Below are 14,025 nucleotides of genomic sequence, written 5' to 3'. Positions count from 1 at the left end.
TGCTCGCCACGGATCGATCGCAATTTCCCGCCTGTTTCCGACGAGCACGCCGCGGTCGTCCGGACCGGAATACCGCGGTGAACGATCGGACGAGACACCGGCGCAAAAGCACACCGGCGCAAAAGCCAGGGCTTACTCCTCGGGGGCACGGCCGACCCTTGCGTCGCCGCGGCAAGTCGGGCAGAGCCACGTCTCCTCGACAGCCGAGAACCGCATGTCCCATACCGTCATCGAGAACACCTGGATCACGCTTGCCGACGGCACGCGCCTCGCCGCCCGCCTCTGGATGCCGGACGGCGCCGTGCACGAGCCGGTGCCGGCGATCCTCGAATTCCTGCCCTATCGCAAACGCGACGGAACGAGCCCACGGGACGAGGCGACCTATCCCTCGTTCGCCGATGCCGGCTATGCCGGCGTGCGCGTCGATATCCGCGGGTCGGGTGAATCCGAGGGGGTGATCGACGGCGAGTACACGCCGCGGGAACTGTCAGACGCGCTGGAGGTGATCGACTGGATCGTCGCCCAGCCCTGGTCGTCGGGCGCTGTCGGCATGATGGGCATCTCCTGGGGCGGCTTCAACTGCCTGCAGGTGGCGGCCCTGAAGCATTCGGCGCTGAAGGCGGTGATCTCGCTCGCCTCGACCGTCGACCGCTACAACGACGACATCCACTACAAGAACGGCTGCCACCTCTCGGCCAATCTCTCCTGGGCGTCGAACATGCTGGCTTACCAGTCGCGCGCGCCTGACCCCGCGATAGTCGGCGATGCCTGGAAGGCGATGTGGCTGGAGCGTCTGGAGGGCGAGCCCTTCATGCTGGAAGAATGGCTGGAGCATCAACGTCGCGACGACTTCTGGCGGCACGGCTCGATCTGCGAAGATTTTGGCGGTTTTCCCGTCCCGGCGCTGGTCATCGCCGGCTGGGCCGATGGCTACCGCAATACGCCTTTCAAGGCGATCGAGGGCCTTGGCCCAAAGGCGAAAACCCTCGTCGGTCCCTGGGTGCACAAGTATCCGCACTTCGCCTGGCCGAAGCCGCGGATGGATTTTCTGGGCGAGGCGATTCTCTGGTGGGACCGCTGGCTGAAGGACGTGCCGAACGGGGCCGAAGTGCTGCCGCAGGTGCGCGCCTATATCCTCGACGGCCCCCGCCCCGCGAAGCGCCGCGCCGAAGACCCCGGCCGCTGGGTCGCCGTCGACACATGGTCGGCACCCGAGATGCTCGTGCTGCGCGGCGGAGCAGGACGGACGTTGTCGCCCGCCGCATCCGAAGACGCCGGAGAATTTCTCTACCTGAAGTCTCCGGCCGATACCGGCACCATGGCCGGCGAGTATTTCACCCTGAAGCCGGACGCGGAGATGGCCGGCGACCAGCGGCTGGACGATGCGGGCTCGCTGGTGTTCGAAGCGCCGATCCTCCCCGACGCGATCGAGATCCTCGGCCAACCCCGCCTTTCCCTCGTGCTGACGCCAGAAACGGCATCCGGCAATCTCATCGCGCGGCTCGTCGACGTCCATCCGGACGGCATGGCCACACGCGTCGCTTTCGGCGTCCTGAACCTCGCGCATCGCGGTGGCAATGCCGCGCCCGAGGCGCTGGAACCGGGCAAGCCGGTCCCGGTGCAGATCGATCTCGATGCCTGCGGATACCGTTTCCGACCGGGTCACCGCCTGCGCCTGTCACTGTCGACCGCCTATTGGCCGATCGTGCTGCCGGCCCCCTCAGGCGGCGGCGTGACCATCGACGGCGGAAGCCTTGCTTTGTCGCTGCCGCTTCTCGGCGACGCCGGGACGATCGATCTTCCGGAGCCGGCGAACCCGAACCCGCTGCCGACCTATGTCGAGCATGCACCCTCCGCGACGAAACGGACGGTCGAGCGTGACCTGCAGGAAGGCGTGACGCGGTATCACATCCTGGAGGATACCGGCCTGTTCGAGCATCCGGACACCGGCCTCTCCACGCGGCAGGTCCGGGACGAGACCTGGACCATCGCGCCGGACGACCCGCTGTCGATGACCGGCGAATCGCGCTGGACGACCGAGATGGTCCGCGAGGGCTGGGCGACGTCGACGCGAACCGTGGCGCGCATCGCCTGCACGGCGACGCACTGGCTGATCTCGGCCGAGGCCATCGCCTTCGAGGCGGAGACGGAGGTCCATCGCAAGACCTGGGAACGCAGCATCGCGCGCGATTTCATGTAACGGGGACGGCGCGGCCGCGGTGCGCCTCGTTCCGTGGCACAGGCTCATGGCTGCGTCGGCCCGCCAGTTGCCGCCGGTGGATTCATGCGCGGCGATACGGCAGCGCGGCGAGGGCCTGCGACTGACCGGACTCCCCGCCCTATCGGCGGACCAGCACGGCGAGACCTTCCGCCAGCGCCCGGAACCCGGCGCGCGCGCCGGGGCTCATATGCCGGGCCCTCAGCCAGGCATGCACCATCTCGGGCTCCTCTCGAAACGTGACATCGACCCCGGCCTCGACCAGCCGCGCGGCAAAGCGGCGACCGTCGTCGCGCAGCGGATCGAAGCGGGCGACCGTGACATAGGCCGGCGGCAGTCTGGCAAGGCTTTCCGCGCGCAGCGGATGGGCGACCGGGTCGTCCTCCGCCGCGCCATACAGCGCGCGGTAATAGGCGACGTCCGACGTCGACAGGCCTGGGGCCTCCGCCATCTCGGCATAGGAGCCGCTGACGAGGTCGCCGCCGAGACCGGGATAGATCAATACCAGCCCGACCACCCCCGAAAGGCCCTCGTCGCGGGCGCGCAAAGCGAGCCCCGCGGCGAGGTTGCCGCCGGCACTGTCGCCGGCGAGGACGATGCGCCGTCCCTCGCCGAGAAGCGCGCGCAGCACCGCCATGCCGTCGTTTGAGGCGGCGGGATGAAGGTGCTCGGGTGCCAGTCGGTAATCGACGGCGACGAGTTCTGCCGCTGCCGCACCGGCGAGCTCGGCACAGATCGCATCGTGGCTCTCCAGCGAGCCGACGACGAAGCCTCCGCCATGGAGGCAGAGGACGGTCGCCCCCACCGCGTCGCACGAGGGCCGGTAGTGGCGCACGCCGATGCCGGCCAGCACCCGGTCGACCGCCGAGACGCCGGCGGGATGGGGCGAGTCGAACTTTCTGCACAGCGCGTCATACCAGGTTCGCTGCTGAGCGATCGCAGCAGCGACGGCATTCGGCGGATAGAAACCGTCGCAGATCGCCTGGAAGGCCAGGATTTCCCTCTCGGTCGGCTGGCTCGCGGTCATCGGCGGCTCCTCGTCGGCGTCGGGAGCAAGGCTACCAGAACGTGGACGGGCCGGCAGTCTCCTGCCGGCCCGTCCAAAGATCTTCCACCGGCAGATGAGGTCCGAAAACTCGGATCAGAACTCTTGCCACTCCGACGGTGCGCGCTTCGGCGCGGCGCCGCCGCCGCCGCCGCCGGTCTGGCGCATCTGCACCACCGGCCGCGGCGTTCCGCTTGCGGTCGGCCGAGACGGAACGCGACCGGCCGGCCGGCTGCGCGCGTCGCCCGTCGAGGTCCGGAAACGGTTCACGAGATCGGACAGGGATTCGGTGTCCGTCGTCAGCGTCTGCGCCGCGGCGGTCGTCTCCTCGACCATGGCGGCGTTCTGCTGGGTGACCTTGTCCATCTGGTCGGCGGCACCGGAGACTTCGCGCAGGCTGACCGACTGTTCCTTGGCGCTTCGGGCGATCTCGGCGACGACGGTCGACATCTGGCCGACCTTTCCGACGATCTCGTCCAGCGACTTTCCCGAGGCCGTCACGAGCTCGACGCCCTGACGCACCTGGTCGGACGATGCCGAGATCAGGTCCTTGATCTCCTTGGCCGCTTCCGCCGAACGCTGGGCAAGGCCGCGGACTTCCTGCGCGACGACGGCAAAACCCCTACCCGCCTCGCCGGCGCGCGCCGCCTCGACACCTGCGTTCAGCGCCAGCAGATTGGTCTGGAACGCGATCTCGTCGATGACGCCGATGATCTTGCCGATCTTGCCGGACGACTCCTCGATGGCCGCCATGGCGAGAACCGCCCGCCCGACGATCTGGCCGCCGCGTTCCGCGTCGTTCTGCGTCACCGTCGCCGTCTCCTGTGCCCGGCCGGCGCTGTCGGCGGTGTTCTTCACCGCGCCGGTCACGTCGGACAGCGCCGCGACCGTCTGCTCCAGACTCGCGGCCTGCTGTTCGGTGCGCTGCGCCAGATCGTTGGAGGCGATGGAGATTTCTGCGAGTCCGGTTCGCAGCGAATGGATCGACGTCACCACCGAACCGATCGTGCTGTCCAGTTCCGAGACCGAGTCGTTGTAGTCCTCTGCCATGGCCTGGAAGTCGCGAGGCAGGGCCGAGGAGACGCGGAAATCCATGTTGCCGGCCTTCAGCTGCTTGAAGGCCTCGCCAAAAGCCTGCACGGCCAGCTTCACTTCCGCATCGGCCTTCTGCTTGGCCTCCTCGACGAGCCTGCGCTCCGTGGCGAGGGTTTCGAGGTAGACGGAGATCGCATAATCCATGTCGAGCAGCGCCGCCTTCACCACGACACCGATCTGGGCGGCGAGCTTGTCCGACTTGCTGCGACCGAAGCGCGACGGCCAGTGCTTTGCCATGATCGAACCGATCAGGCTCTCGAGAATGAGGGCATAGCCGCCGATGTACCAGCGCGGCTCGAGACCGAGGCGCGCGTGCACCTTGCCAACCGTCGAGACGCCTGCGACATAGGAGGCGTCGAAATCCGCGCCGCCGATGACGCCCCAATGTTTCTCCTGCCGCCCCTTGGCCGCGGCGATGTGCTTGTCGTCGGAGAAGAACTTCCTGGTATGGGCATTGCTGCGCACCTTCCCGTAGAAGCCGTCCAGCGCCTCACCGATGCTGCCCTCGATCGTCGGCTGCAATTCCCGCAAGTGGTTGCGGGCTTCCGCGTCGATCCCCAAAAATTCGAGCCGATCGCGCAGAGCATTGATGTCGATAGTATCCACTCAATCCACCCAATATATAAGCATGACGTTACAAACTTTAGTATCCGTCAGCGAGGCTTAGACTTTCGGTTATATTGTCTGAAAGTGACACATTATCCTTAAGAGGTCGCTAATTCGGCGCGTGGTTTGGCCCTGGCGGAGAGACAAATGGGCGGGCCATGGCTACGCGTAATGCGGATGGAGAACGCGCCTCGGCAGCTTTTCACCCATGCGCAGCGGGCGGTCGACGACGATCCTGACGGAGTGGCCGAGCCGGTAGATCCTGTCGGCCTCGCCGATCGCCGACCGCATCGCGTCGACACGGCGAATGAACGTGCCGTTCTGCTCGTGGCAGAAGGAGATTGTCCACGCGTCGCCGCGCGGCTCGATCTCGAAAGTCAGCTCGCTGGAATGCATTGCCATTCTCCTCTCGTTACGGTGGATCAGTGCGCCATCAGCAGGGGGATGCGGCACTTCTGCAAGAGATCCAGCGTCACCCCGCCCAGCAGCCTTTCGCGCAGGCGCGATCGGCTGTAGCCGCCGACGACGAGGAGCCCGGCGCCGACATTGGCACCCTCTTCCATCAGCGCGTCCGCGGGGCGCGCCTGCTTGGGAAGATGCCGGATCTCGACGCTGACGCCGTGACGGTCGAGATGGCGCGCCATGTCGGTTGCGGGCGCTCCGTTGAGATCCTCCCCGGCGGTATCGGCGACGATCGTCAGGTAGACCCGCCTTGCCCGCTGCAGCAGCGGCAGTGCCGCGGCGACGGCATGGGCGGATTCGCGCGTGTCGCGCCAGCCGACGACGATGGTCTCGAGCGCCCGCGGCGCGGGAGGGGACGGCGGAACCGCCAGCACCGGCACGCCGGCGTCGAAGAGGATCGTCTCGAACATTTCCGGCAGGAAAGCGCTGTCGCCATAGGGCATGGCCATGACGAAGAGATCGGCCACCCGCGCCAACGGAATGGCGACGGACAGCAGTTCGCGGCGGCTGCCGTCCACCCGCCTGAGGTCGGCGCTCGCCTGCATGGCTTCGATGGCCGCCCGGGCCTGACGCTCGATGCGGTCGAGTTCGTGCTCCTCGCGGATCCAGACGTCGGGAATGCCGTCGGAGATCGCCCCGCCGCCGAGCCCGACCAACGGAATCTCGTTGGTCAACAGGCCGGCGACATGGGCATTTCCCATCACTCCCAGCATGTCCGCAAGCGCGATGACGGGGGCGTCGCGCGGGGATCCGTCGAGATGCACCAGAAGGTCGCGAAAACTGCGCTCGGCAGGTGCGGGATGGCGCGCCGCGCCTGTCGGGGCCCGCGTCTCCTCGCCCGTTGGTCTTGCCTCGGCTGCACCGTTCATCTGCGCCTCCACATGTCGGGGACGAAAAGCTCCCGCAGACACCGAGTATCGCCCAGCCGCCGGACCGCACCTTGATCGGGATCAAGCCCGGATCATTTGTGACACGAACGCGGTCGGCGCGAAACGTCCCGCCGTGGAAGCCGGAGCACTGCCCGTCCCGTCCATGGGACGCGCGTCGAGCGCTTGCGGGTTTTCCAGAAACGGATGAGACGGTTGCGCAGAGGGCGGGCTCTCCCGATCTACCGACAGACCCACCCACTCCAGCGTGACACAGCGGCGCCCATCAAGGTAGAAGCGCCCGCTGACGGCGGTGTCACCGCGCCCGGCCGGACACCACGGCCGTTCTCTCTGAAATCCTTGACGGCCTCTCTCGAAGGGACAATCAGGGGGCGAGTGGACTGCCGAGCAGAAGGTGGTCCTGTCCGGGAAATGCCGATACGGTCGCGGAAGGGCAAATCATGCAGGAAGTTGAGGCAGCGCTGCGACTGATCGCCTCCGGCGACTCCGCGCTGCTGTCGATCGTCAGACTGTCGCTTGTCGTCAGCGTTTCGGCGGTGCTTGCCGCGGCCGTCGTCGGCCTGCCGCTCGGCGCCGTCCTTGCGCTGTCGCGGTTTCCCGGCCGCACGGTCCTGATCGTCATCCTCAACGGCTTCATGGGCCTGCCGCCCGTGGTGGTCGGGCTCGTGGTCTACCTGCTTCTCTCGCGATCGGGTCCCCTCGGCAGTTTCGGGATCCTGTTCACGCCGACGGCCATGATCATCGCACAGGCGTTTCTGGTCCTTCCCATCATAGCGGCGCTGACGCGGCAGACCATCGAGGATCTCTGGCGCGAATATCGCGACGAGTTGAACGCGATGGACGTCGGGACCACCGGCCGCGTCGCGACACTCCTGTACGACAGCCGCTACAGCCTCCTCACCGCTTTGCTGGCCGGTTTCGGCAGGGCTGCGGCGGAAGTCGGCACGGTGATGATCGTCGGCGGAAACATCGACGGCTTCACCCGCACCATGACGACGGCCATCGCACTCGAGACATCCAAGGGCGATCTCGGCTTGGCGCTGGGCCTCGGCATGATCCTCATCGCGCTCATCCTGGCCATCAACGCCCTCGCCTGGAGCGTGACGGCATGGTCGAAGGAGCGGTTTCCCGGATGACGGCGGCATGGTGACTGAACCGAGCAACCTGCCGCTGGTCCTCGACGGCGTCGTCCTGCAGGCGGGAAACACGACGGTCCTCGATCACGTCGACCTGACGATCCGGCCGGGCCCGCCAACCCTCCTGGTCGGGCCGAACGGCTCGGGCAAGAGCTTGCTTCTGCGCCTCTGCATGGGGCTGGAGCGACCTTCCGCCGGACGGATATCGTGGGGCGGACGGCCCCAGCCGGCAGCGGCGAGGCAGGCCATCGTCTTCCAGCGCCCGGTGATGCTGCGCCGGTCGGCCGCGGACAACATCGCCTACGCGCTGGCAAACGCCGGCATCGATGGGCGCAAGCGCCAGGACCGCGTCGGCGCACTTCTCGAGCGCGTCGGCCTCACGCGGCAGTCACGCCAGTCCGCCCGGACACTGTCGGGTGGCGAACAGCAGCGGCTGGCCCTGGCAAGGGCGCTGGCGCGCGATCCGGAAATCCTGTTCCTCGACGAGCCGACATCCAATCTCGATCCGGCGTCGAGCCGCATCGTCGAAGCCATCGTTCAGGAAAGCGCGGCGGCCGGCATCAAGGTCGTCATGGCCTCGCACGACCTTGCCCAGGTGAAGCGACTGGCCGGCGACGTGCTCTTTCTCGATCGCGGGCGCCTGCGCGAGCAGAAGACAGTGGCGGAGTTTTTCGATACGCAGGGTTCCCAGGCGTCCGCCGCTTTCGTGCGCGGCGATCTCTGGTACGATGCACCGCTCGACGCGTGATCTTCAGGAGCCCCGTCATGCCCCCCCGCTCGCTGTCCCGTCGCTGGCTGCTGCCCCTCATGGCCCTCGCGCTGTCGCTGCCTTTTGGCCTCCAGCCCAGCGTGGCTGAAGATCGCTCGATCGTGGTCGCCTCGACCACGTCGACCGAGGATTCCGGGCTCTTCGGCCATATCCTGCCGCTCTTCCAGGCAGAGACCGGCATTACCGTGAAGGTGATCGCGCAAGGCACCGGACAGGCGCTGGAAACCGCGCGCCGCGGCGACGCCGACGTCGTTCTCGTCCATGCCAAGGCGCAGGAAGAGACGTTCGTCACCGACGGCTTCGGCGTGAAGCGCTTCGACGTGATGTACAATGATTTCGTCCTCGTCGGTCCCGCCAAGGATCCGGCCGGCGTGGCCGGCATGGCGGACATCGCCGCCGCGCTCGAGCAGATCCGGGCGAGGGCGCTGCCCTTCGTCTCGCGCGGCGACAAATCCGGCACGCATTCGGCCGAACTCGGCCTGTGGAAGGCCGCCGGCATCGACATCGCCGCTGCCGGGGGAGACTGGTACCGCGAGATCGGCCAGGGCATGGGCGCCGCCCTCAACACCGCCGGGGCCATGGGTGCCTACACACTGTCCGACCGCGGCACCTGGCTCTCGTTCAAGAACCGAGGCGATCTCGGCATCGTCGTCGAGGGCGACCGCAGGCTGTTCAACCAATACGGCGTCATGCTGGTCAATCCGGCCAAGCAGCCCCATGTGAAGGCCGACCTCGGCCAGACCTTCATCGACTGGCTGGTCTCGCCGACGGGCCAGGCCGCGATCGACGCCTACAGGATCGATGGACAGCAGTTGTTCTTCGCCAACGCAGCGGCGGGCCGAAGCTGACGACGCAAGGAATTCCGTTCGGCATGACGACACAGGCGCCTCCCGAAGGCACAGGGACCGCCGGCGTCTTTGCCGCCCTCACGAGCCTGGAGACCGCCCTTGCGCTTCTCCTGGAGAAGCTCGAGCCGGTTGGCGCCGTCGACCTCGCCCTGGATCTGAGCCTCGGCGCCGTCGCGGCAGAGGCTCTACCCGTGGCGCAAGGCCTGCCCGTCGCCGACGAGGCGACCGCCGACGGGTTCGCCTTCTCGGCGGCGGACCTCGTCGGAGCGTCGAGCTATTCGCCCGTCGCCTTCTTCACAGAACCACGACGGGTGGAGGTCGGCTGCCCGATGCCGGGGGGATGCGACTGCGTCCTCGACGCGAGCCTCGTCGAATGTCGCGATGGCCTCGTGGAGGCGATGGCCGAGGCTTTTCCAGGCCAGGGCATGCGCCGCGCCGGCGACGATCTGCGCGTCGGCGGGTCGGCGACGACCCCCGGCCGGCGCGTGTCGCCCATCGACCTCCTGATCGCCCGGCGGCTGGGGCGGACGAGCCTTCCCGTGCGCCGGCCCCGCGTCGCCATCGTCAATGTCGGTAACGACCGTCACGGCCCGTCGGCCGCTTTCGTCGCCGACTTCGCCGCCAGCGAGGGAGCCGCCATCGCGGCAATCGCCATGACTCCGCGCGATCTCGCGGCCATCGGAGCCGCGATCGACCGGGTGCTTGCCGACGGCTGCGATCTTCTCGTCCTCGTCGGCGGCACCGGCCGCGGCGCGAAGGACCATACCGTCGCCGCCCTCAAGTCGCGCGCCGAGACGCTGCGTCACGGCGTTGCCCTGCGGCCTGGCGGCAGTGCAGCGGTCGGGCGTATCGCTGGACTTCCGGTGATCGCGCTCCCCGGCACGCCAGGCGAGGCGGTCGCGGCGACCCTGGCGCTGTTGCGCCCCGTCCTCGACCGCCTGTCCGGCCGGCGGCAAAGGCTCACCTCGACCCTTCCGCTGGCGGGCAAGATCGCATCGTCCGGTGGTCTTGCCGAACTCGTCCTGCTGCAGCATCAGGGCGCCGCGCTCGCGCCCATCGCGACCGGCACGTTCTCGCTGGAAAGCCTTGGCCGCGCCGATGCTTTCCTCATCGTCCCCGGTGCCAGCGAAGGCTTCGCCGCCGGCATGGCGGTCGAGGCCTTCGCCCTGTTTGAAGCGGTCTGAGGTCACTCCGATGCCCCCCCATCTTCCACCCTCCTCGCCCCCGCACCTTCCGCCCCGAGCGAACGACGCGTCCGGCCTCGAGCAGAACCAGTTCCTGACCATTCTCTCCCGCGAGGACGCCCAGGAGCGTTTCAGGGAGGCGCTTTTCAGCGCCGGGCGCCAGAGCGGTCGGCTCTCGCAGCTACGGTCGCTTGCGGACGCTCTCGGCATGCCGCTCCACGGAGACGTGTTCGCGCCCGGCGACGTGCCGCCCTTCGACCGGTCGAACGTCGACGGTTTCGCCCTGCGTGCCGCCGACGTCGCAACGGCGAGCGAGGACCGGCCAGCCGTGCTTGTCGTCAACGGCGAGACGATTGCCTGCGGCACGGCACCGAAGCTCGCCGTGTCACCGGGCACGGCGACGCCGATCGCCACCGGCGGCGTCGTTCCGCGCGGCGCCGACGCCGTGATCATGATCGAGCACAGCGGCGTCGCCGACGACGGCAACATCGCCTTCCGCCGCGCGGCGACGCCTGGCCAGTTCATCGCCTATGCCGGGTCCGACATCGCAGGCGGCGACGTGCTCCTTCGCGCCGGAACTCTGCTTGGCGCGCGCGAAATCGGCATTCTGGCGGCCGCCGGCATCGCGGAAGTTCGCGTCGCGGCAAAGCCGCTTGTCGCCGTGCTGTCGACGGGGGATGAACTGGTCCAGCCCGGCGAGCCGCTCCGTCCCGCCGGCGTCCACGATGCCAATGGCGCCATCATCACCGCCGCGGTGACCGAAAACGGCGGCGCGGCGCATTTCATCGGCGCCTTTCCCGACGACGAGGCGGTGCTCGAAGCCGCGATGCGCGCGGCCCTCGCCGACCACGACATGCTCATCCTCTCCGGCGGCACATCCAAGGGCGCCGGCGATGTCAGCCACCGCATCGTCTCGCGCCTCGGCCTTCCCGGCATCATCGCCCACGGCGTCGCGCTGAAACCGGGAAAGCCGCTCTGCCTCGCCGTCTGCGACGGCAAGCCCGTGGTCATCCTGCCGGGCTTTCCGACCTCGGCGATCTTCACCTTCCACGACATGGTCGCCCCGGTGCTGCGCCAGATGGCCGGTCTGCCGCCGCGCGCGGAAAACACCGTCGAGGCAAGCGTGCCGGTCCGCATCCCGTCCGAGCTCGGCCGGACCGAGTTCGTGATGGTCTCGCTGGTCGAGGCGGCGAACGGCCTCGTCGCCTATCCCACCGGCAAGGGCTCCGGCGCGATCACCTCCTTTGCGACGGCGGACGGATTTCTGCGCATCGAAGCGCTGGCCGATCATCTGCCGGCGGGAAGCCGCGCGACGGTTCAGCTCTTGACGCCGCAGCTTCGTCTGCCCGACCTCGTCGTCATCGGCAGCCATTGCACCGGGCTCGACCGCGTGCTGACACCGCTGGTGCGGGCGGGTCTCGGCGTGCGCTCGCTCGCCGTCGGCAGTCTCGGGGGCCTCGCCGCCGCGCGGCGCGGCGAGTGCGACCTCGCTCCGATCCATCTCTTCGACGCCGAAACCAAGTCCTACAACACGCCCTTCCTTGCGCCGGGGCTGACGCTCGTGCCCGGCTGGCGCCGCCTGCAGGGCTTCGTCTTCCGCCGGGACGACCCGCGCTTTGCAGGCCTGGATGCCGCAGCCGAAGCCCTCCGCCGGGCGCTCGCCGATCCCGACTGCCTGATGGTCAACCGCAACCAGGGCGCCGGGACCCGGATCCTGATCGACTCGCTGCTCGGCCCCGCGCGGCCGGGGGGCTACTGGAACCAGCCGCGCTCGCACCACGCCGTGGCCGCAGCGGTCGTCCAGGGACGGGCCGACTGGGGTGTGACCATCCGGCCGGTGGCCGAGACCAGAGGGCTCGGCTTTCTGCCGCTCGCCGAGGAGCATTACGATTTTGCCCTCGTCGCGGCGCGCCGGGACCGGCCGGCGGTGATCGCCTTCCTCGCCGCCCTGCAGGACCCTGCCGTGCGCCGAAGCCTCGAAGAGGCGGGCTTCACCCCCGCCTGAGACATCGGGACATGGAGCAGCGGCCCGCCCGGCCTTACCCCCTGCCGGACCGGCGGCCGAACTCTCAGTCGGGCAGCAGCATTGCCAGGCGCTCGGCGGCGCCGAGATCTTCGGGCGTATTGGCGTTGAAGAAGGGGTCGACGGGCTCGGTCGGCCAGTCGACGAGGACGCAGGCGTGGCGCTCCTGCCAGCGGCTGATCTTGCGGATGTCCTCCTCGACCAGCGCCTTGCGCAGGTCGGCCCGCAGCGCGACGCGCCAGAGCCCGATCACCGGATGCGTCTGCCCGCCGGATTGTGCGACGGAGAGATCCGCATCCCCGTCGATCCGCGCAGCCTGCAGCCGGGCGACGAGGTCGCGCGGCAGAAACGGACAGTCGCCGGGCGCGGTCACGACGAACTCCGCCTCCGGCCGATGCTCGGCGGCCCAGTCGAGTGCGGCCAGCACGCCCGCGAGCGGACCGGGATGGCCGGCGACCGTGTCGGGCACGACCGGCAGGCCATAATGGGCAAAGCGCGCGGGATCGCCATTGGCGTTGACGACGAGCGTGTCGCATTGCGGCGCCAGCCGCGCCAGCACGTGGTCGAGGATGGTACGTCCGCCGATCGTGCGCAGCGGCTTGTCGCCGCCGCCCATGCGCCGGGCCAGCCCGCCGGCGAGGACGACGCCGACCGTCTCGCAGATGGTGTCAGTCATGGGTTCCTGCTCCTCTTGCCGCGCGCACGCCGATCCGGCCCTTGTCGCGCGTCGGCTCGTCGGCGATGGCGGCCGGGTCCTCGTCGAAGACGATCCGCTCCTGGCCGGAGGCGACGATGAAGCGCTTGCCGCGGGCGCGACCGACCAGCGTCAGGCCGGCCTTGCGTGCGAGGTCGACGCCCCAGGAGGTGAAGCCCGAGCGCGAGACGAGGATCGGGAGGCCCATGCGCACCGTCTTGATCACCATTTCCGAGGTCAGCCGGCCGGTGGTGTACATGATCTTGTCGGCGGTCGGCACATCGTTGCGGTAGAGCCAGCCGGAGATCTTGTCGACGGCGTTGTGACGGCCGACATCCTCCATGTAGCAGATCGGCTCGCCCTCCCGGCAAAGGACGCAGCCATGGATCGAGCCGGCTTCGAGATAGAGCGAGGGGGTCGTGTTGACGCTGCGGGTCAGCCGGTAGAGCCAGGAGGTCCGCAGTTCCGCCGCCGGCAGCGACACGCCCTCCATCGATTCCAGGAGGTCGCCGAAGGCGGTGCCCTGGGCGCAACCGGAGGTCAGCGTCCGCTTCTTCAGCTTGGCCTCATAGTCCGTGCCGCGCTCGGTCCGCACGACCACGACGCCGAGGTCTTCGTCGTAGTCGACCGCCGTTACCCGGTCGTCGTCGTGCAGCATGTTCTGGTTGAACAGATAGCCGAGGGCCAGATATTCCGGATAGTCGCCGATCGTCATCATGGTGACGATCTCCTGCGCGTTGAGGTAGAGCGTCAACGTGCGCTCGACGGGAACGCTGATGTCGACCCCGGCGCCGGTATGGTCCAGGCCGCCGACCTTGGCGGTCAGCCGGGGGTCGGAAGGGTTGGGCATCACGACCAACGGGTTCTGGCTTTGCATGAAATCCTCGCAACAGGCAGCCGGCCCGAGGGCGGACCGGATGGGCTGACCCTATAGCCTCTCCAGCAGCGCGGGGCGCGAAAAACGCCGGCATCCGCTCCGGGACAGGTTGCCGCGGCCCTGGAGCGGTGCGCTTGCTCCATTGGTTTCAGGCTGTTAAGCCGCCTTGGCGGCGACAGGC

At 68.5% G+C, this 14,025-nt stretch carries 12 protein-coding genes; 6 read left to right on the top strand and 6 right to left on the bottom strand.

Going from position 1 to position 14,025, the window contains the following annotated elements; all coding sequences use genetic code 11:
- The first annotated feature begins 214 nt into the window (after nt 1-214).
- Nucleotides 215-2,200 carry a CocE/NonD family hydrolase gene (locus Sa4125_RS08495; protein WP_224005914.1) on the top strand — a complete coding sequence of 662 codons (1,986 nt, stop codon included), beginning with the start codon at nt 215-217 and terminating at the stop codon, nt 2,198-2,200.
- Between the two features lie 139 nt (nt 2,201-2,339).
- Here the strand turns inward: Sa4125_RS08495 and Sa4125_RS08490 are convergent, their stop codons facing one another.
- From Sa4125_RS08490 to Sa4125_RS08475, 4 genes are all read right to left on the bottom strand, one after another.
- Nucleotides 2,340-3,245 (bottom strand): alpha/beta hydrolase, encoded by a 906-nt coding sequence (locus tag Sa4125_RS08490; RefSeq protein WP_224005911.1) that lies wholly within the window; start codon nt 3,243-3,245, stop codon nt 2,340-2,342.
- A gap of 114 nt (nt 3,246-3,359) precedes the next feature.
- On the bottom strand, nt 3,360-4,964 hold the full coding sequence (locus Sa4125_RS08485) for a globin-coupled sensor protein (protein WP_224005908.1): 1,605 nt from the start codon (nt 4,962-4,964) through the stop codon (nt 3,360-3,362).
- 162 nt (nt 4,965-5,126) lie between these two features.
- Nucleotides 5,127-5,360 carry a hypothetical protein gene (locus Sa4125_RS08480; RefSeq protein ID WP_224005905.1) on the bottom strand — a complete coding sequence of 78 codons (234 nt, stop codon included), beginning with the start codon at nt 5,358-5,360 and terminating at the stop codon, nt 5,127-5,129.
- Between the two features lie 26 nt (nt 5,361-5,386).
- The gene (locus tag Sa4125_RS08475; protein WP_224005902.1) at nt 5,387-6,295 is read right to left on the bottom strand and encodes a universal stress protein; all 909 of its coding nucleotides are present in this window, start codon (nt 6,293-6,295) and stop codon (nt 5,387-5,389) included.
- Between the two features lie 458 nt (nt 6,296-6,753).
- On the opposite strand from Sa4125_RS08475, the gene Sa4125_RS08470 reads away from it, so the two are divergent.
- The 5 genes from Sa4125_RS08470 to Sa4125_RS08450 are packed head-to-tail and all read left to right on the top strand — an operon-like array spanning nt 6,754 to nt 12,255.
- Complete coding sequence (locus Sa4125_RS08470) at nt 6,754-7,449, top strand: ABC transporter permease (protein ID WP_224005899.1); 696 nt, start codon at nt 6,754-6,756, stop codon at nt 7,447-7,449.
- Nucleotides 7,450-7,456: 7 nt separating this feature from the next.
- Nucleotides 7,457-8,197: an ATP-binding cassette domain-containing protein gene (locus Sa4125_RS08465; protein ID WP_224005896.1), complete on the top strand. Its 741-nt coding sequence runs from the start codon at nt 7,457-7,459 to the stop codon at nt 8,195-8,197.
- A 59-nt stretch (nt 8,198-8,256) separates the two neighbouring features.
- Entirely contained in the window at nt 8,257-9,066 is an 810-nt protein-coding gene (locus Sa4125_RS08460) for a substrate-binding domain-containing protein (protein ID WP_224007671.1), read from the top strand.
- Between the two features lie 23 nt (nt 9,067-9,089).
- Complete coding sequence (locus tag Sa4125_RS08455) at nt 9,090-10,250, top strand: molybdopterin-binding protein (RefSeq protein ID WP_224005893.1); 1,161 nt, start codon at nt 9,090-9,092, stop codon at nt 10,248-10,250.
- A 10-nt stretch (nt 10,251-10,260) separates the two neighbouring features.
- The gene (locus Sa4125_RS08450) at nt 10,261-12,255 is read left to right on the top strand and encodes a molybdopterin biosynthesis protein (RefSeq protein WP_224005890.1); all 1,995 of its coding nucleotides are present in this window, start codon (nt 10,261-10,263) and stop codon (nt 12,253-12,255) included.
- 64 nt (nt 12,256-12,319) lie between these two features.
- Here Sa4125_RS08450 and mobA read toward each other — a convergent pair whose 3' ends face one another.
- Complete coding sequence (gene mobA / locus Sa4125_RS08445) at nt 12,320-12,949, bottom strand: molybdenum cofactor guanylyltransferase MobA (protein WP_224005887.1); 630 nt, start codon at nt 12,947-12,949, stop codon at nt 12,320-12,322.
- A complete protein-coding gene (locus Sa4125_RS08440; protein WP_224005884.1) occupies nt 12,942-13,844 on the bottom strand; it encodes a formate dehydrogenase accessory sulfurtransferase FdhD in 903 nt (300 codons plus the stop codon). Before Sa4125_RS08440 ends, mobA begins: the two co-directional genes overlap by 8 nt.
- Nucleotides 13,845-14,025: the final 181 nt, after the last annotated feature.

Source organism: Aureimonas sp. SA4125 (genome assembly GCF_019973775.1).
In the GTDB taxonomy this organism is placed as follows: domain Bacteria; phylum Pseudomonadota; class Alphaproteobacteria; order Rhizobiales; family Rhizobiaceae; genus Plantimonas.
This window is presented reverse-complemented; position numbering and strand designations above follow the sequence as displayed.